The sequence below is a fragment of the Dactylosporangium sp. NPDC006015 genome, from assembly GCF_040614215.1.
Taxonomy (GTDB): domain Bacteria; phylum Actinomycetota; class Actinomycetes; order Mycobacteriales; family Micromonosporaceae; genus Dactylosporangium; species Dactylosporangium maewongense.
Genome location: NZ_JBEXUD010000051.1, coordinates 73,253 through 90,836 on the forward strand (window position 1 = coordinate 73,253; position 17,584 = coordinate 90,836).

Sequence of the window (17,584 nt, forward strand, 5' to 3'; positions counted from 1 at the left end):
GTCACGGTGCGCTGAGCCGTTCCCTGGCCTTGAGCTGGTCGTCGCGCTGTTTGATCAGCGCGCCGCCGTTGGGCAGCGTGTGCAGCCTGGCGGGGTCGGCGCCGTCGGCCTGCAGGCAGTCGGCCCAGTCGAGCAGCTCGCTGAGGCCGGGCGCGCGGTTGAGGCCCATGCCCCGCAGGCGGCGTACCACCTCGATCGCGTTGTGCCGCAGGCTTTGGCTGCGGATGCCGTGCATCTGCAGGATCGCGTCGAGGCTGTCGTCGGGGAACTCCACGAAGTGGAAGACGCAGCGGCGCAGGAAGGCGCCCGGCAGCTGCTTCTCCTCGTTGTTCGTGACGATGATGATCGGGCGCAGGTCCGCGCGGTCCGGTGGGACCAGGTGCCGGGCGCCGGGGACCTCGTCGATGTCGAAACGCAGCTCGTCGAGCTCGCGGAGCAGGTCGTTGGGGAAGTCGAGGTCGGCCTTGTCGATCTCGTCGATGAGCAGCACGCAGCGGCGGCCGTAGGAGGCCCGCACGATGGCCCGGCCGAGGGCGCCGAAGCGCACGTAGGCCGCCTGGTCCGGCAAGGGCGCGCCACCGACGCCGCCGAGCTGTGCGTCGGAGAGCCGACGGACGGCGTCGAAGATGTACAGCAGGTCCCGGCCGCGACTGGTCGACTTGATGTGCGCCTGCTCCAGCGGCAGCCCGAGCCGGTACGCGACGGCGTGCGCCAGCCGGGTCTTGCCGACGCCCGGGTCGCCCTGCAGCAGCAGCGGCCGGCCGAGGGTGATCGCGACGTTGACCGCCTCGCAGAGCTGAGGTGTCAGCAGATACGGCTCCGGACGCATCTGCCGCACCGGCGGATCCTGTTCGGCGATCGGGTGGACCTCGACGTCCTCGATGTCCTGCACCTCCGGTGCCGGCCGGTCGGCCCTGAGGCGCATCGAGGTGTCGACGGTGTGGACGTACAACGTCAGCTCACCTTCTCCAGCCAGTGCCGGAATCGTTGCGGGTGCGGATCCTTGCGCAGCGCGCCGATGCTCTTGTCGAGCGCGCCGTAGGTGAGCAGGACGTCGAGGACCCCCGCGACGGTCGCCTCCTGTTCGACGTAGCGGCTCCACGGCGCGAGGAGCTGGCGGTCCCATCGCATCTCCATCAGGGCGTCGGAGACCCACGCCGAGACGTCCTCGTTGCCGAACACCGGCTCGGCCAGGTCGATGACGCCGTCGAGGCACAGGGGTCCGGGTGCGCCGGTGAGGATCAGCACGAACCACTGGTCGAGCTGGGGGCAGTTGTCGCGGACCCCCTGCCAGAAGTCGCGGACCACGGCCAGCGGCGCGTGATCGACGCGGACCGACCAGATCCGGCCGCCGTCGTCCGGGTCCGGCAGTTGCTGCAGGACCTGCTTGACCCGCAGATCCGGCTGCGCGAACTCGGGCTGCAGCGTCAATGTGCCGACGTGTTCGGCCTCGCCGAGAAGGTGCTGCAGCCAGGTGCTGAACTTGCTGACCAGGATGTCCTCGCGCGAGGCCAGGCTGATGGCGTGCAGTCCCGGCGGCTGGCGGACGACCCGGTGCACGACCGTCTTCCTGATCGCCTCCAGGTCGAAGTAGGTGGAGTCCAGGACGCGGACGTTCGGCGGCACCGCCAGACTGGACGCGACCTCGGCGGACCGGCCGTGCTGTTCGGCGAACCGCTTGACGAGGGCGTTGCCCGCCCGATCCTCGATCACGGCGTCGACGAGCGCGTCCAGCCAGCCCTCGGCCTTCGCCTGCCGCAGCAGCCGGAACACGACCGCGTCGAGCCCGACGTCACCGACGATCGCCGCCAGGTCGTGTCCGGCGTAGTACACCACCATTTCGACCTGCGACCAGCTGGTGTACGCGTCACGCATCGCGGCGGCGAACTGCAGGACCTGCGGGCGTTCGATGCCGCACCTCCTCAGAACGCGGCGAGGGCCGGCGGCAGGGCGCGCCGGCCGGTCAACGGACTGGAGATGCGGCACCACCTTCGATCGACTGGCCGGAGCGACTGTCACTGTACGACAACGCTGCGTGTGCCAGATCCCCCCAACCGGTCGACACATTGACATGTCGTCCCGCCGGCGGCCGTACAAGCGGATCACCCGTCGTCGAACGCCCGGGCGGCGGCCACCTGATCGGCGCGGCGCTTCACCAGCATGCCGAGCGACGGCAACAACGGCAGGTTGGCCGGGCGGACGCCGACGGTTTGCTGGTAGGCGACCCAGTCGAGCAGCTCGCTGAGGCCGGGCTTGCGCTCGAGGTTCATCGCCCGCAGGCGGAGGAACACGCGGATCGCGTGCCATCGCAGGTCCGGGTCGTCAATGCCGTGCAGGGCGAGGATCTGGTCGAGCGTCGCCGGGTCGTCCGGCGGCTCGACGATATGGGTCACGCAGCGGCGCAGGAAGCCGCTCGGGAGCGCCCGCTCCTCGTTGTTCGTGATGATCACGATCGGGCGGAGGTCAGGCCGGTCGGCCGGCACCCCGTACGACTCGCCCGGCGCCTCGGCGATCTCGAAGCGCAGGTTCTCGAGGACGCGTAGCAGCTCGCTGGGGAAGTCGGGGCCCGAGCGGTCGATCTCGTCGATGAGGAGCACGGACCGGCGGCCGTGCATGGCCCGGACGATCGTGCGGCCCAGCGGACCGAACTGGACGTAGGCGTGCGGAGGTGCGAGGTGACCCGTCTGGGCGTCGGCGAGGCGGCGGACGGCGTCGAACTCGTAGAGCAGGTCGCGGCCGCGGGTGCCGAAGTCGACGGGGATCTGCTCCAGCGGAAGTCCGAACTCGTACGCGACGGCGTGGGCCAGGCGGGTCTTCCCGACGCCGGGCTCGCCCTGCAGCAGCAGCGGCCGGCCGATGGCGATCGCCGCGTTGACGACCTCAGCCAGTGCCGGAGACATCAGATACGGCTCATGGTGGACGACCACCATCGGTGGGTCCGTCGCGGCAACAGGTCCTGCCCCGGCGGCCTCGATCTCCCGCTGCGGTGGCTGCGGCCCGTCGCCGACGGCTGTCCGGGTGGCGAGGTGGCGCGTTGTCCGCCGGGCCGGTTCGGGCGGGCGGACGTGCGGCACCGCGGCCGGCGGTGCGGGCACCGGGATCACCGGCATGGCCGGCATGGCCGGCACGGCCGGCCTGTGCGCGGCCGTGAACTGCTTGACCAAGCGGTTGCCGGGCCGGTCGGCGATGACGGCGTCGATCAGCTCGTCCAGCCAGCCCTCGGCCGCGGCGGCGCGGATCATCTCGAAGATCACGTCCTGCAGGCCCTGGTCGCCGACGATGGCGGGCAGGTTCCTCTCCATGACGAAGTACACCATCTGGTCCAGGTCGGACCGTTTCGTGTATGCGTCGCACATGGCCGCCATGAGCTGCCGCTGCATCGCGCGCTCCGGGTCGATGTGGCACCACCTGCCGCACGGTGAGGCCCGGCGGCGGCACCGCCGGATCGCGTCGATCGGGATCGGAAGTGCCTGCCACTGTACGACATCTGTCCGTCCGGCGGCTCCTCCGTGTCGGGAGTGGGGCGTCACCGCCACGCTCGCCGCCGCCATCGACGCGTACCTGCTCGCGGCCGACGGCGCGGTTCGGCTCCGGCACGCGGGCAGCGGCGACGTGCTGCCCGCCGCCGACGTGGTCCGGCTCAAGCCGGTGACGGCGTGCCGGGCAGCTCCAGTTCGTAGTGGTCGCCGACGCGGTGGAAGCCCAGGCGGCCGTAGTACGGGGCGAGCATGCCGGGTGGGGTGCGGACGCGGTGGAAGCCGCGGGCGGTGAGCAGGCCGCTGCTGCGGAAGACGAACTCGCCGGGGCTGAGGTCGCGGAAGCGTTTCGTGACGTAGTCGAGCTCGATCTGGGCGACGCCCTCGGCGTCGGGGCCGTCGGCGGGGCGCAGGAAGAGGACGCCGACGACCTCGTCGGCGCGGGTGATGAGGAAGGCGGCGCGGTCGGGGTTGTCGTCGAACCGGAACGACGGGTTGAACTTCGCCAGGTCCGCCCAGTGCACGCGCAGGACGTGGGCGAGGAACGTGTCGTCGGTGCCGACCTGCACGACGGTGTAGGTGGCCTCGTCGTGGCGGGTCCGCAGCATCTTGTACAGGTAGTAGGTGTTGATGGCCGTCATCGCCGCGTTGAGGCCGACCATCGGCCAGACACTCAACGCGGCGTTGTAGACGACGAGGACGACGGACCCGATCAGGTTGAGCACCCGCAGGCGCAGGAGACGGGCCTGGGACAGCGACCAGACGAGCACCGCCGAGCCGGCCCAGCCGAGGTAGTCGAGCCAGTCCACCGGTGCAGGATAGATGGTTCAGGACATGGTGTACGGCGTGTGCCGCTGTTCGAGGGAGCCGTAAGGGTCGCGGGAGCGGTTCTTCGCCGCGTCGGTGCGCAGGTCGGCGAGGTGCTGGGCGAGCGCGACCATCGTCATCGTCGGGTTCCACGACCCGCCGCGCGGCCACAGCGACCCGCCGGTGACGTAGACGTTGTCGACGCCGCGCGGGCGGTAGTCCAGGCCGACGGGGGCGTCGTCGTGCTCGCCGATCCACATCGTGGAGCCCTCATGGACCAGGGCTGGGACCCGGATCTGGTCGGTCGGCGGGCGGTGCGGCAGCCAGCGGCCGTGCCGGCCATCGGGGTCGACGTGCCAGTACTCGACCCGCTCGGCGCCCTTCGGGGACAGGACCTCCTCCAGCATCGCGAACGTCGCCGTGTCCATGGTGTCCCAGGTGGCGCCGTCCCGGTCGTTCTGCACGACCTGCAGCAGCACGTTGGTGGTGGGGTCCTCGGCGTCGGGCCCGTCGGGGTGGCGGTGCAGCCAGTTGTCGGGGTTGTCGGCGTCGAGCTCGCCGAGGACCGCGCACACGAAGACCACGTGGTCGGTCGACGTGCGCAGCTGCTCCGGGGTGGCGGTCGCGACGACGTCCGGCATGTGGCGGGCCGCGGTCTGCGCGTTGGCCTGCGGGTCGCGGTCGGCGAGGACGGTGAGCTGCACGTGGAACTGGCCGTGGCTGCCCTCGTCGAGGCCGGCGAGGTAGATGGCGCCGAGCTCCAGGTCGGCGATCTCGCCGTGGAACGGGTAGTCCTGGCGCGGCACCCGGGCGACGACGGCGCTGATGAAGTGCGCGGTGAACCGCTCTCCGGCGTGCCGCAGCTGCGGGAACGAGTTGAGCATCAACGTCGTCGGCGGCAGCGTGCCCATGGCGAGGACCACGTCGGCGTCGCCGACCGTGATCATGCCGCGGCTGGTGTCGAGCGCGGTCGCCCGGCCGTCCTGTGACACGATCCGCCGCACGGTGCAGTCGGTGAGGATGTGCAGCGGGCTGCCGTGCCCCTCGACGGCGAGCCGGCGCTGCCGGTCGACGAGGCCGAGCAGCGGGCCGGGCGTGGCGAACTTGTCGAAGTCCAGGCCGTGCAGCTGCGGCGCGCCGACCGCCAGGGGCCGGGCATGACCCGGGTCGCGGCCGGGATCCGGTGCAGGTCCTCGGCGAGGCGGTCGGTGAGCCGGTGCTGCAGCGCGCCGAAGACGGGGCGGAGCCCGGGCGGCGGGGCCGTCGGGCCGCTGTCGATGTCGCCGGCGGACACGACGTTGAGCAGCCGCTCCGCGGAGCGGAAGTACTCGTGTGCGACGTCGATGACCGGCCGTGGCCAGCCGGCCATCTCCGCCTCCGTCGGCCGCGGGCACCATGCGCTCCACATGATGGACCGGCCGCCGACGAACGGCACCATGCCGTGCTGCCAGCGGATGTGCTTGCCGTTGACGGTCCGCGACGAGAGCGTCCAGGGAAACGTCTCCGACAGCCCGCCGAGGGTCTGCTCGTACGGCAGCGGCAGGTTCTGGAAGTGTTCGGCGAGGAAGAACGTCCCGCGCTCCAGCATCAGGATCCTGGCCTCGGGACGGCGCTGCAGGACCTGTTCGGCGAACGCCAGGCCGCAGTGCCCGGTGCCGATGACGATGTGGTCGAAGCGTTCCTGTGCGCGGATGCGTTCCCAGTCGCCGGCGCCGACGAAGAAGACGTTGTCCATCACGTCCTGGCCGGTCGGCCGCTGCGGGCCGGGGAACGGGTAGCCGTAGTTGGCGTTCGGGGTCGATGCTGCGGTGTGCATGGCTTCGATGACCTCCGTGATGGTGGGGTGAGGTCCAAACCAAGGGAGGGGGCCGGCACCAGCGAGCCTACCGGCGCCACCGGCCGCGGATCTTGGGAATCGATCAGCCCAGCCCGGCCTCGCGGGCCAGGTCGATGGCCTGGGCGCGGTCCGCGACCTGCAGCTTCGCGAAGATGTTGGAGACGTGGTTGCGGACCGTCTTCTGGCTCAGCCCGAGCCGCTGCGCGATCTGCGGGTTCGTCAGGTGCTGCGCGACGAACGCGAGGATCTCGTGCTCCCGCGCGGTCAGCCCGGGGATGGCCGGGGTGGGCGGGTCCCGGTCGACGTTGGCGAAGTAGCCCATCAGCCGGGTCGCGATCGCCGGGCCGAAGATCGCCTCGCCGTCGGCGACCACCTTCACCGCACGGATGATCTCCAACCGTCTGGCGCCCTTCAGCACGTACCCGCGAGCCCCGGCACGCAGCGCGGCGAACACCGAGTCGTCGTCGTCGGCCATGCTCAGCACCAGCACGCGCACGTGCGGGCTGGCCTCCAGGATGCGCTGGGTCGCGGCGATCCCGCCCATGCCGGGCATCGCGAGGTCGAGCAGCACGACGTCCGGCTGCGCGCGGGCGAGCGCGGTGAGGGCCTCCTCGCCGCTGGCCGCCTCGCCGCAGACCTCGACCTCGCCGGTGGTGGCGAGCAACGCCCGCAGCCCCGCCCGGAACTGCGCGTGGTCGTCGACGATCAGCACCCGGACGGACTCGCTCACGCCTTCCCTCCGCTGCGCTCCGGGCCGCTCACGCGATGCCTCCGATCGGCAGGGTGGCGGTGACGGTGGTGCCGTCGTCGGTGGCCGTCACGTCGAGGGTGCCGCCGAGCTCGTCGGCGCGTTCGCGCATCGAATGCATGCCCACCCCCGCCCCGCTGGTCGTGAACCGGCCGTCGTCGGTGACCGAAAGCCACAGCCGGTCGCCGTCCACCCGCAACGCTAGCCGGACCGTGGTCGCGCCGGCGTGGCGGCGGGCGTTGTTGAGCGCCTCGACCGCGATCAGGTACGCCGCGACCTCCACCGCGGCGGGCAGCGCCGGCAGGTCGTCGGCGGCGTCCACGCCGGCCCGCGGCCCGCCGGGCGGCCAGCCGGCGAGGTGGCCGACGAGCGCGCCGCGCAGCCCGAGCGTGTCCAGGGCCGGCGGGCGCAGGCCCTCCACGAGCCGGCGCACGTCGGCCATGGCGGTCTCCGCGTCCCGGACGATCTCCTCCAGGAGGCGCTCCGCCGCGTCCGGGCCGACCGCGAGGGCGGTCTCCGCCCGCATCGTGAGCCCGGCGAGGGTGGGGCCGAGGCCGTCGTGCAGGTCGCGGCGCAGCCGGCGGCGCTCCTCCTCCCGCGCCTGGACGAGCTGTTCGCGGGAGCGCTGCAGGTCGGCGGCGAACCGGCCGGCCTGCACGGCCGGCCCGATGTGCCTGGCCACGTCCGTGAGCAGCCGCAGGTCGCGGGGGCCGAGCGCCGGCTCGCCGGGCCGCGGGCCGATGAGCAGCGTGCCGACGGTGACGCCGCCGGCGACGAGCGGCAGCTCGACGGGCTCCGCCGGTCGGGTCCCGATCTCGTAGGAGCGCCCTCCGTCGGCGTCGATGCGGATGTACGACAGCTGCAACGCCTCCCGGACCGTCGCGGTGCTCGTCGCCAGGACGGCCAGGGGGTCCTGGGTCTGCGCGAGCCGTTCACCGAGCCTGGCGAGCACCGTGTAGGGGTCGTCGCGCTCGCCGTACACCAGCAGATTCACCCGGCGTTGCACCCAGGTGCGGGCCGTGCCGAAGACCAGGGCGGCGGCGACCGCGGCCACCACGGACGAGGCGCCCAGGGAGCCGACGATGACGAGGTACGCGCAGCTGACGCCGCCGGTCAGCACGACGAACACGGCGGTGCGGCTGATCAGCAGGTCGATGTCGAAGAGCCGGTGCCGCAGCACGGCGACGCCGATCCCGGCGGGGACGAGCGCGAGGGAGACGCTGCCGGCGAGGTCCCACCACACGTTCCCGGCCGGCCAGATCTTGTCCCGGTGGCTGTCGGTGAGCCCGGCGACGAGCCGGCCGACGACGACGAGCGCGACGAGGCCGATCGAGTACGCCAGCCAGCGGGCCTGGGCGCGCCTGGCTCCCGTCGCGGTGACGGCCTCGGCGACGACCCCGGCCGCGCCGGCGACGAACAGCAGGCCCGCCGCCACGGTGAACACGGACTCGACGACCGGGGCGACGCCGCCGAACCCGGCCACGCCCAGGGGGTTGGGCAGGCCGTCGGGCCCGACCTGGTCGTTGTGCCCCGGCTTCAGCGCGCCGGTGACCGCGGCGGCGGCGGCGAGGGCGGTGACCGTCCACAGTGCCCGGCGCATCCACCGGCCGGGGCGGCCGTCGGGGAAGAACGCGGGCACCGCGGCCAGGGCGAGGTTCGCGGGCGCCCACAGCCAGGTCTGCGGCCACGCCGCCGCGGTCGCGCCCGGCAGGCCGCGGATCGCGTACTGGCCGAACGCCTCCAGGAACACGAAGCACGCGGCGCCGAGCAGCAGCAGCCGGCCCAACGGGTTGGCCGGCCGCTGCCGCAGGACGAGGCCGCCGGCGACCGTACAGGCGGAGACGGCGAACAGATGGCTGACGCCGGCGAGCGGGGCGCCGTTGGCCATCGCCAGCCACACCGCCGCGCCCGCGACGGCGAGGGTGGCCCAGGCTGCACGGTGCATCGCCTACCGACCTTAACGAGCTTTCCGGAGCCCGAACCCCAGGCCTGCGACGAGGACCCACAGCGCGCCGGGGAACAGCGACGCGTACTGCACCGGGAACGCCTGCGTCGCGGCCACGAGCAGCGCGAGGACGGCGCTGGCACCCGCCAGCCACCTGCTGGCCGAGCCGTGCCGGAACCCGCCGACGGCGACCGCGGCGGCGGCGAGCCCGGCGCCCGCCCACAGCCAGCCGATCGTGTTGTAGACCTCGACCAGCGCGGCGATCGTGTCGGGGTCCCAGCGGTCGGGTTCGCCGAGCGCCCAGTACAGCTCGGTGCAGATGCCGCCGCCGATGAACGCGGCCACGGCGACGAGCCCCACCCCGGCGGCCGCGATCCCGGGCACGAGGCTGCCGGCGGGCTCCTGCACGGCGAGGTGCCGGCGCAGCCCGGCCGCGAACACGATCAGGCTCACGGCGGCGATCACGCTGCTCACCTGGTACACCCAGACGAGGTCGCGGTGCGCGACGATCGCCGCGACGAGCTGCGCGTTGTCCTTGATGCCGTCGCCGACGTCGGCGGTCAGATTCGCGCCGAGGAAGATGCCGACGGCGCCGGCGAGCCCGCCGATGGCGCCGGTGAGCGCCCAGCCCCGGCGGGGCGCGGTGTATGTCTGTACGGCCGCCGCGGAGCGGTCCGGCACGGTTGAGTTCGTCATGCCAGTGAGCGTGCCGGTCCGGTGTCCCGGGCCGCATGGGTCAGCTGATCCCACCCACCCGGGACAACTAGGGAGCCGCGTTGGCCTTCAGGAACTCGGTGACGGCCGCGGTAGCCTCGGCGGTGCCGTCGGCGGTGACGGTGAGCAGCGACGTGCCGTGCAGCCGGCCCGGGACGAGGGCGATGCGGCGGCGCGGGTCGGTGGTCGCGCTGTACATCGTCTGCGCGTCGGCGGCGAACGAGGTCTCGCCGGTGGCCGCGACGTACAGGACGGGCACGGCGATCCGGGCGGCCGCGGCGGCGGCGTCCTCGCCCGCGTAGGTGGCGGGCGCCGACAGGCTCACGGCGGCGGTCACCGGCGGCTCGGCGGCGGCCGCCGCGACGAGGGAGGCGGTGCCGCCGCGGGACGCGCCGATGAGGACGACCTTCTCGACGCCGAGGGTTCGCGTGTACGCGACGGCCCGCAGGACGTCGGCGGACGGCTTGCCCCCGTCGCCGCGCTGGGAGCGGCCCTCGCCGGCGAAGTCGAGGGCGAGGACGCGGTAGCCGGCGGCGGCCTCCTGCCTGGCCCAGGACAGCCAGGAGCACGCGTCGGCGCTGGCCTGCGGCGCGAGGACGAGCACGGTCCTGCTCGTGGCCGCGCCGAGCAGCACGCCGGTCAGGAAGCCGCCGTTGCCCGGGAACGCGACCTGCTTGTCGTTGAGCTCGGGGTCGGCGCAGCGCCGGTCCGTCGGGCTCGGCGCCGCCTGCGGCGCGGACGCCTCCGTCGACGGTGCCGCAGGCGCTGCCCCGGTTGGTGCCGCGGCTGGGTCGCCGCCGCAGCCGGAGAGCAGGGCCACCGCCAGCAGTCCGAGTCCGATGCGTCTCATGCTGGTGTGGACCGTCGGGGCGCGGCCCGGGTTGCCGCCGCTACCGGATCGTGACCAGCCCCGGCTGCGCGGCGGCGACGACGATGAGCAGCGGCGTCTCGTCATAGCCGCAGACCAGCCACGCGTGGCTCGCGTACGTCTGCTGGGTGTACGACGTGTCGTGCGGCATCTGCTGGTAGCGCACGCGTTTGCCGTCGAAGTCGAGCCAGTGGACGGTGACCGCGTCCTTGCGCGTGTTGACGAACGTGACCGCGGTGGCGGCGCCCGTGGTCCCGGACCTGAGCGTGCCCTCCTCGGTCACCGGCCGGGTCGCCAGCTCCGGCAGCGCCGGCGGCGTCGACGTCTCGGGCCGCTCCGGCAGCCGTGGCGGCACGGTCTCGCCCGTCGCCGGCGTCGCCGCCGCGGTGGTCGCGGGTGCGGCGGTGGTCGCCGGGGGCGCCGCCACGGACGGGTCGTCGCCGTCGTCACTCGCGAGGCGGACCACGATGACGGCGGCGCCGACGAGAAGTGCGAGGACGCCGAGGATCGCCGCGCCGACGACCCAGGGCAGGAGGCCGCCGCCCCGGGGCGGGTTGCCCCGCCGCGGCAGGTGGTGCGGCGGCGGGTACGGATGCGGCTGCGCCTGCTGCTGCGGCGGCGGGGGTGTCCAGGGCTGCGGACCCGGTGGCGGGGACCAGGGTGCGGGTGGCCGCCGGTCATCGGGGGGCATGGTCACGGCGGCAGCGTATCGCCGGGCCGCCACCGCCCGGATCGGCCGATCACCCCGGATCCGATCAACTGTCACAGCACCACCGGCGAATGTCGCCCGGACACGCCGAGTAGTCGCTACATTACCTTCGGTAGGCATTTGTCCAGAATGCTCCAGAGGGGACCGTTACCGTGGTGACCAGATCCGTGCCGCGCCCCGCTCGCCGTGCCGTCCGTGCTTTCCGTGCCGCCCGGGCCGTTCAGGCCGCCCGCGCCGCCCGGGCCGGTCTCGCGCTGGCGGCCGTGGGCATCGTCGTCGTCGGCGCGACCGGGGGCACGGCGTTCGCTGGTCCCGGCCAGTTCAACCGCCCGAGCCCGGACGGCGGCACCGAGGTGCGCAGCCACGGCGTACACGCGACCGGCGGCGACCGGGAGGTCAACGACCGCAAGGCCGGCAAGCTCCCCGCCGCCCCGAACCCGAAGGCGCCCGCGAAGGCCGACACCACCACCAAGGCCGCCTCGAAGCCCGCCACGAAGGCCAAGGCCAAGGCGAAAACCAAGCCTCGCAAGGCCGCGCACAAGCCGGCCGCGAAGCCGCCGCGCAAGGCCCCCGCGGGCAGCTCGTCCGCCCCCGGCGCCGCCGCCCTGTCGACCCCCGTGCAGCAGGTGGCCGCCGCCCCGACCGCGGTCGCGGTCACCGCCCAGTCCCCTTCGTCGCTGAAGGTCTCGTGGAGGGTCAACATCGGCGAGACCGGCATCGTCGACCACTTCGAGGTCGCCGCGATCGAGGACGCCACCAAGACCTGCCGCACCAGGACCAGCGCCGCGACGAGCTGCGTCGTGCCGGCGCTGACGCAGGGCGCGACGTACTCGTTCACGGTCCGCGCCATCGCCGTCCCGGACTCCGGCGCCCGCAGCTCGGTCCTGAGTGCGCTGTCCGCCCCGGCCACGGTCGGAGCCCCCGCCGCCGCCCAGACGACTCCCGCCAAGGCGCCGGCCACCGAACCCGCCCGCGACCCGCACCAGGCCGCCCCGGCCTCGACCGGCGCGGCCCGCACGAACCCCGCCACCCGGCCCGCCGCGCAGACCGCGACCGGCACGCCCCGGACCGCTTCCCATGGCGCGACCGGCACGAGCCAGACCGCTGCCCAGGGCACGGGCACGACCCAGGCCGCCGCCCAGAGCGGGACCGGCACGACGCAAGCCGCTGCCCAGAGCGGGACCGGCACGACGCAAGCCGCTGCCCAGGGCGGGACCGGCACGACGCAGACCGCTGCCCAGGGCGCGACCGGCACGACCCAGAGTGCTGCCCAGGGTGCGACCGGCGCGACGCAGACCGCGAACGGTGCCGTGCCGGGTTCGAACGCCGCCGCCCGGACCCCGAACCGCGCCGCGCAGGACGCGAACCGCGCCGCGCAGCACCGGACCACACCGGACTCGACGCGTCGGCTCCCCGGCACCGACAAGGGCCGCGACACCGCCCAGGCCGGCACGGCGGCCCAGCACCACGGCGCCACCGACGGCTTCGGCGCCCTGCTCGGCCTGCCGAACGGTACAACTGACACCGCCGTCGTCACGGCCACCGCCGAAACCCGCGACGGCCGGCGGACCCGGCCCGGCGTCCTCGCCCTGCTGGGCCTCGGCGCCCTCGCCCTCGCCGGCCTCGTCACCGCCGCCGTCACCCGCGGCCGCCGCGTCGCCGGCTGACCCACCCGCCGCCCGCGTCAGGTTCGCTGTCGGAGACCGTCCAGCTCAGAGGGTCCTGGGGGCGGGGAGGCCGGCGGTCTCGGCGGTGAGGCGGGCGTGGCCGTCGAAGAGGGCGTCGCGGCCCTCCTCGGTGATCCAGTCGAAGTGGCCGTAGGCCTCCAGGGCGGCGAAGCCGTGCAGTGACGACCAGGCGTGCAGCATGGCCTGGAAGGTCTCCGCCGAGACCGGTACACCCGACTGCTGGTGCTTCTGCTCGGCGCACGCGGCGATGGCGGGGTGCACGTCGCGCAGCCGGGGGCGCCCGAGCACGCCCTGCGCCTGGGCCTCGAGGAAGAGCGACGACAGCTGTGACATCGCCCGCTGGGCGGCCTCGGTGGTGGGGCCGTCGACTGGGGCGGCGTAGCCGGGCAGGGGCATGCCGAGGATGAGGGCGAAGCGCTGCGGATCCTGCCGGGCCCATTGACGGTACGAGCCGGCGACCGCCATGAACCGGCCGCCCACGTCGTCGGCGGGGACCGCGTCGCGGGCCTCGGCGACACAGCGGCCGAGGTCGTCGTACGCGTCGGCGATGAGGGCGCTGAGCAGCTCGTCCCGGTCGGCGAAGTAGCGGTAGAGCGCCGGCGGCGTCATCTCCATGGCCCGGGCGATGTCGGCGAAGCGGATGTCGACGGTGCCCTGCTCCCGCATGTGGGTGAGGGCGGTGTGCTTGATCTCGTCGATGGTCGCCGCGCGCGCCTTCTCCCGCCTGGGTGTGTTCATGGGTGTCCTCCTGATGACCGTTGCGTTAAGCATCGTTACAGAAGTGAAGGCGCTTGACAAGCGACGGGTCGTCATGTTGGTTAATAGGCATAACGCAACTGACGCCCATTCACTGCTGAAGGCAGGGATCATGACCGACCTCCCGAACCCAGCGCTCGGCCCGCTCGGGCGGCTCGCCCGGGTGGCGTACCGGCGGCGTGGCCGGACCGTCGTCGCGTGGGTCGTCGCGCTCGCCGCGGCGTTCGCGCTGTCCAACTTCTTCGGCGGCGACTTCGCCGCCGACTACTCCGCGCCCGGCTCCGACTCCAAGGCCGCGACGCGGCTGCTCGAGGAGCGCTTCACCAGCCAGTCCGGCGCGACCGTCGCGGTCGTCGTCCGGGCCGACAACGGCGTCGCCGGCGTGAAGGGCGACGTGCAGGCGCTCCTGGCGAAGCTCGCGGCCGCGCCCCACGTCGCAGGCGTCGCCGACCCGTTCGCCGCGCCCGGCGGGATCTCGCAGGACGGCCGGACCGCGGTCGCCGACCTGCGCCTCGACGTGGTCAACCCCGACGACATGCCGGTCGAGGACAGTCAGCGCCTGATGGACATCGCCACCGAGGCGAGCCGCGCCGGGCTGACGGTCGCCCTCGGCGGGCAGAGCATCCAGCGCGCCGAGCAGGGCGAGATCGGCTCCGAGGGGATCGGCCTCGCCGCCGCCATCGTCATCCTGCTGCTGATGTTCGGCTCCGTGATCGCCGCCGGCCTGCCGGTCCTGGTCGCCGTCGCCGGGCTCGCCGTCAGCGCCACGCTGACCGGGGTCCTCATCCGCTTCGTCGACGCGCCCGACTGGTCCACGTCGCTGGCGACCATGATGGGCATCGGCATCGGCATCGACTACGTGCTGCTGATGGTCACCCGCTTCCGCGAGTGGCGCGCCGCCGGCCTCGACCCCGAGGCGGCGACCGTCGCGACGCTCGACACCGCCGGCCGCTCCGTGATGGTCGCCGGCAGCACGGTCATCGTCAGCATGCTCGGCCTGTTCGCGATGGGCCTGTCGTTCATGCGCGGCGCGGCGCTCGTCACGATCCTCGGCGTCCTCGTCACGCTGGTCGCGAGCGTCACCCTGTTCCCGGCGCTGCTGGGGTACCTCGGCCGGCACGTCGACAAGCTGCGCCTGCCGCTGCTGCGCCGGGGCGCCGTGACGGTCGCCGCCGGCGGGCACGTCGAGCCCGGCAAGGGCTGGCTGCGCTGGAGCGGGCTGATCCAGCGGCACCGCTTCGTCTCGGCGTTCCTCGGCGTGGCGATCCTGCTCGCGCTTGCCGCACCGTTCCTCGGCGTCCGGTTCGGCTTCCCGGACGCGGGCAACAACCGCGCCGAGACCACCACCCGCCAGGCCTACGACATGGTCGCCGAGGGCTTCGGCCCGGGCGCCAACGGCCCGCTCGTGCTCGCCGTCGAGCTGACCCGCCCCGGCGACACCACGGCGCTGGACAAGCTCGCCGCCGCCCTCCCCGGCGTCAACGGGGTGGCCGCCGCGATGCCCGCGCAGGTCAACCAGGACGGCACCGCCGCGGTCATCACGGTGCTGCCGCGTACCGGCCCGCAGGACTCCCGCACCGAGGACCTCGTCGAGCGGCTCCGCGACATCCTGCCGCAGACGGTCGCCGGCACCGGCGCCGACGTCCACGTCGGCGGGATGACGGCCACGGCGATCGACAGCACCGCCAACATCGCCCGGCGGATCCCGCTGCTCATCGGTGGCGTGGTCCTGCTGTCGATGCTGCTGCTCCTGGTGTCGTTCCGCAGCGTCGCGGTGGCGCTGAAGGCGGCGGTGATGAACCTGCTGTCGGTCGCCGCCGCGTACGGCGTGGTCGCCCTCGTCCTGCAGGGCGGCTGGGCCGGCAAGCTGGTCGGCATCGACACCGAGACGCCGCTGCCGGCGTTCGTGCCGGTGCTGATGTTCGCCGTCCTGTTCGGCCTCTCGATGGACTACGAGGTCTTCCTCGTCAGCCGCATGCGCGAGGTCTGGACCCGCACCGGCGAAAACGCCCGCGCCGTCACCGACGGCCTCGCCGGCACCGGCCGCGTCATCACCGCCGCGGCCGCCATCATGATCGCGGTGTTCGCCGCCTTCATCCCCAGCCCCGACCTGGTCCTGAAGGTCATCGGCGTGGGCATGGCGTCCGCGATCCTCCTCGACGCGACGGTCGTCCGCCTCCTGCTCGTCCCGGCCGCGATGCACATCCTCGGCCGCGTCAACTGGTGGATGCCGGCCTGGCTCGGCCGTCTCCTGCCCGAGCTGCACGTCGAGGGCAAGGCCCAGGACCACCTCCCCGCCGAGCCGAAGGAACTGGCGACCACCACGGTTTGAGACCTGACCGGTGCGGCAGGCGGACCCGTCTGCCGCACCGGTGTTCATACAATGTCGGCAATGGACATCGACGAAGTGCCGTGGGATGAGCGGCGGTCCGGCTGGCGGTCGGACTACCTGCCGGCGCCGGTGCAGCTGGGCCGGCAGCGCGACCGGCTCCTCGCGCTGGTCGGACGGCGGGTCACCGAGGGCTGGACCGGCTGGGACGTCACCCGGGACCGGTGGTTCGAGGACATCCCGCTCGTGCTGGTCTTCGACGACGGGTCGCGGCTGGAGCTGCAATGGAAGACCTGGGACCACCTGTCGGTCACGTGGGGCACGATCGACTTCGCGGCGCCGCTCGACATCGGTGTCGGCGGGCCCTATGCATGGCGGTCGTCGGCACCCGGGCTGGTCGCGGCGATCGTCGGCCGGGTGGTGACAGAGATCGGCGTGACCGAGAGCCCGTTCTTCAGCGGCGGTGGCGACATCCTCTACACGGAGGTCGAGGTGCCCGGAAGCCCGGTTCCCGGCGGCACCACGAACGACGACGCGCCGCTGCCGGAGGTCGCCGGCTGGCTGACCGAGGGCCTGTGGTTCGCCACCGGTGACGTCGGGCTGCACGTCCGCAACGGTCTCGACGCGAATGCGCTCGGGTCGGCGCCGGTCACGCCCGGCAATGCGGGCATGAGCCGAGTGACGCCGCTGTCAGCCTTTGGTCGAGCCGAGGGACAGGCCGGCGATGAAGTGCTTCTGCAGTGACGCGTAGACGACGAGCGTGGGGATCGCGGCGATCAGTGCGGCCGCCGCGATCATGTTCTGGTTGGCGACGAACTGCCCCTGCAAGTTGGCCAGTGCCGACGTCACGGGGCGTTTGTCGCCGGTGGAGATCAGCGTGATCGCCCAGAAGAAGTCGTTGTAGATCCAGGTGGTCAGCAGCGTTGCGAGGGCGGCGAGGGCCGGGCGGCACAGGGGGAGGGTCAGCCGCCAGAAGCGGGTCCAGACGCCGGCGCCGTCGACGACGGCGGCCTCGTCGAGCTCGTGCGGCAGGGTCTTCATGTAGTTGCTGAGGACGAAGACGCAGAACCCGAGCTGGAACGCGACGTTGATGGCGATCAGGCCGACGTACGAGTTGTACATCAGGCCGCTCTCGCTGACCCAGTGCGGCAGCGGGATGGCGAGGTACAGGCGGAACAGCGGCGTGATGATGACCTGCTGCGGCAGCAGGTTGCCGGCGGTGAACAGGATGAGCAGGGCGATGTTCCAGCGCAGCCGCAGCCGGGCCACGACGTAGGCGAACGACGAGGCCAGCAACAGGGTCAGCACCACGGCCGGCACCGTGACGATCAGCGAGTTGAGGAAGAAGCGCCACATGTCGGACTGGGTCCACGCGGCGCGGAAGTTGGACAGCGTCAGGCCGGACGGCAGCGAGACGTAGCCGTGCGCGTTGGTGTCGGCGATCGGCCGCAGCGCCACGTACAGCGCGAACAGGATCGGCGTCAGCCACAGCGCGATCATCACGAGCATGAACGCCTGGGACGCCACGCGCCACGGGCGGCGGGTCATGAGCGGGCCTCCTCGCGGCGGAACGCCTGATACAGGAACAGCGTGATCGGCACGAGCGAGATGACGAGCAGGATGACGCCGAGGGTGGAGCCGAAGCCGATGCGTTGGGTCTCGCCGACGATGTTCTGGGTGACGGCGACGGACAGCAGTTCGAGGCCT

16 protein-coding genes are annotated in these 17,584 nt (G+C 73.0%); 3 read left to right on the top strand and 13 right to left on the bottom strand.

From position 1 onward, the window contains the following. Nucleotide 1: 1 nt before the first annotated feature. The 11 genes from ABZ321_RS49040 to ABZ321_RS49090 all read right to left on the bottom strand — a co-directional run bounded on the left by ABZ321_RS49040 (nucleotide 2) and on the right by ABZ321_RS49090 (nucleotide 11,086). Nucleotides 2–952, bottom strand: a complete 951-nt coding sequence (locus ABZ321_RS49040) for a MoxR family ATPase (protein ID WP_354903282.1) — start codon at nucleotides 950–952, stop codon at nucleotides 2–4. A gap of 2 nt (nucleotides 953–954) precedes the next feature. Next, nucleotides 955–2,073, bottom strand: coding sequence for an effector-associated domain EAD1-containing protein (locus ABZ321_RS49045; protein WP_354903284.1), 1,119 nt, complete (start codon nucleotides 2,071–2,073; stop codon nucleotides 955–957). Between the two features lie 29 nt (nucleotides 2,074–2,102). After that, a complete protein-coding gene (locus ABZ321_RS49050; RefSeq protein ID WP_354903285.1) occupies nucleotides 2,103–3,380 on the bottom strand; it encodes an effector-associated domain EAD1-containing protein in 1,278 nt (425 codons plus the stop codon). 260 nt (nucleotides 3,381–3,640) lie between these two features. Continuing rightward, on the bottom strand, nucleotides 3,641–4,285 hold the full coding sequence (locus ABZ321_RS49055; RefSeq protein ID WP_354903287.1) for a hypothetical protein: 645 nt from the start codon (nucleotides 4,283–4,285) through the stop codon (nucleotides 3,641–3,643). An 18-nt stretch (nucleotides 4,286–4,303) separates the two neighbouring features. Then, entirely contained in the window at nucleotides 4,304–5,275 is a 972-nt protein-coding gene (locus ABZ321_RS49060) for a GMC oxidoreductase (protein WP_354903288.1), read from the bottom strand. Further along, the gene (locus ABZ321_RS49065) at nucleotides 5,227–6,099 is read right to left on the bottom strand and encodes a hypothetical protein (RefSeq protein WP_354903290.1); all 873 of its coding nucleotides are present in this window, start codon (nucleotides 6,097–6,099) and stop codon (nucleotides 5,227–5,229) included. The genes ABZ321_RS49060 and ABZ321_RS49065 overlap by 49 nt, the downstream gene beginning before the upstream one ends. A gap of 103 nt (nucleotides 6,100–6,202) precedes the next feature. After that, a complete protein-coding gene (locus ABZ321_RS49070; protein ID WP_344499044.1) occupies nucleotides 6,203–6,850 on the bottom strand; it encodes a response regulator transcription factor in 648 nt (215 codons plus the stop codon). Nucleotides 6,851–6,878: 28 nt separating this feature from the next. Next, nucleotides 6,879–8,813, bottom strand: a complete 1,935-nt coding sequence (locus ABZ321_RS49075) for a sensor histidine kinase (RefSeq protein ID WP_354903291.1) — start codon at nucleotides 8,811–8,813, stop codon at nucleotides 6,879–6,881. 12 nt (nucleotides 8,814–8,825) lie between these two features. Then, complete coding sequence (locus tag ABZ321_RS49080) at nucleotides 8,826–9,509, bottom strand: hypothetical protein (RefSeq protein ID WP_344499048.1); 684 nt, start codon at nucleotides 9,507–9,509, stop codon at nucleotides 8,826–8,828. Between the two features lie 67 nt (nucleotides 9,510–9,576). Then, a complete protein-coding gene (locus ABZ321_RS49085; RefSeq protein WP_354903293.1) occupies nucleotides 9,577–10,377 on the bottom strand; it encodes an alpha/beta fold hydrolase in 801 nt (266 codons plus the stop codon). Nucleotides 10,378–10,417: 40 nt separating this feature from the next. Continuing rightward, a complete protein-coding gene (locus ABZ321_RS49090; RefSeq protein WP_354903300.1) occupies nucleotides 10,418–11,086 on the bottom strand; it encodes a hypothetical protein in 669 nt (222 codons plus the stop codon). A gap of 173 nt (nucleotides 11,087–11,259) precedes the next feature. Here ABZ321_RS49090 and ABZ321_RS49095 point away from each other — a divergent pair, with 173 nt between their 5' ends. Beyond that, nucleotides 11,260–12,771 (top strand): fibronectin type III domain-containing protein, encoded by a 1,512-nt coding sequence (locus ABZ321_RS49095; protein WP_354903294.1) that lies wholly within the window; start codon nucleotides 11,260–11,262, stop codon nucleotides 12,769–12,771. A gap of 45 nt (nucleotides 12,772–12,816) precedes the next feature. Here the strand turns inward: ABZ321_RS49095 and ABZ321_RS49100 are convergent, their stop codons facing one another. Next, nucleotides 12,817–13,530, bottom strand: coding sequence for a TetR/AcrR family transcriptional regulator (locus ABZ321_RS49100; protein WP_354903296.1), 714 nt, complete (start codon nucleotides 13,528–13,530; stop codon nucleotides 12,817–12,819). Nucleotides 13,531–13,660: 130 nt separating this feature from the next. Between ABZ321_RS49100 and ABZ321_RS49105 the strand changes: the two genes are divergently transcribed. Together ABZ321_RS49105 and ABZ321_RS49110 are read left to right on the top strand one after the other, a co-directional pair. Further along, complete coding sequence (locus tag ABZ321_RS49105; RefSeq protein ID WP_354903297.1) at nucleotides 13,661–15,880, top strand: MMPL family transporter; 2,220 nt, start codon at nucleotides 13,661–13,663, stop codon at nucleotides 15,878–15,880. A 60-nt stretch (nucleotides 15,881–15,940) separates the two neighbouring features. After that, nucleotides 15,941–16,621 (top strand): hypothetical protein, encoded by a 681-nt coding sequence (locus tag ABZ321_RS49110; protein ID WP_344499058.1) that lies wholly within the window; start codon nucleotides 15,941–15,943, stop codon nucleotides 16,619–16,621. Here ABZ321_RS49110 and ABZ321_RS49115 read toward each other — a convergent pair. Continuing rightward, nucleotides 16,568–17,425 (bottom strand): carbohydrate ABC transporter permease, encoded by an 858-nt coding sequence (locus tag ABZ321_RS49115; protein ID WP_344499060.1) that lies wholly within the window; start codon nucleotides 17,423–17,425, stop codon nucleotides 16,568–16,570. The genes ABZ321_RS49110 and ABZ321_RS49115 overlap by 54 nt on opposite strands. Nucleotides 17,426–17,584: the final 159 nt, after the last annotated feature.

Excerpts from the sequence above, each read along its gene's own strand:
- ABZ321_RS49100 (WP_354903296.1), bottom strand. The coding sequence starts at position 13,530 with ATGAACACACCCAGGCGGGAGAAGGCGCGCGCGGCGACCATCGACGAG.
- ABZ321_RS49115 (WP_344499060.1), bottom strand. The coding sequence starts at position 17,425 with ATGACCCGCCGCCCGTGGCGCGTGGCGTCCCAGGCGTTCATGCTCGTG.
- ABZ321_RS49045 (WP_354903284.1), bottom strand. The coding sequence starts at position 2,073 with ATGTCAATGTGTCGACCGGTTGGGGGGATCTGGCACACGCAGCGTTGT.
- ABZ321_RS49105 (WP_354903297.1), top strand. The coding sequence starts at position 13,661 with ATGACCGACCTCCCGAACCCAGCGCTCGGCCCGCTCGGGCGGCTCGCC.
- ABZ321_RS49085 (WP_354903293.1), bottom strand. The coding sequence starts at position 10,377 with ATGAGACGCATCGGACTCGGACTGCTGGCGGTGGCCCTGCTCTCCGGC.
- ABZ321_RS49075 (WP_354903291.1), bottom strand. The coding sequence starts at position 8,813 with ATGCACCGTGCAGCCTGGGCCACCCTCGCCGTCGCGGGCGCGGCGGTG.
- ABZ321_RS49110 (WP_344499058.1), top strand. The coding sequence starts at position 15,941 with ATGGACATCGACGAAGTGCCGTGGGATGAGCGGCGGTCCGGCTGGCGG.
- ABZ321_RS49050 (WP_354903285.1), bottom strand. The coding sequence starts at position 3,380 with ATGCAGCGGCAGCTCATGGCGGCCATGTGCGACGCATACACGAAACGG.
- ABZ321_RS49090 (WP_354903300.1), bottom strand. The coding sequence starts at position 11,086 with ATGCCCCCCGATGACCGGCGGCCACCCGCACCCTGGTCCCCGCCACCG.
- ABZ321_RS49080 (WP_344499048.1), bottom strand. The coding sequence starts at position 9,509 with ATGACGAACTCAACCGTGCCGGACCGCTCCGCGGCGGCCGTACAGACA.
- ABZ321_RS49065 (WP_354903290.1), bottom strand. The coding sequence starts at position 6,099 with ATGCACACCGCAGCATCGACCCCGAACGCCAACTACGGCTACCCGTTC.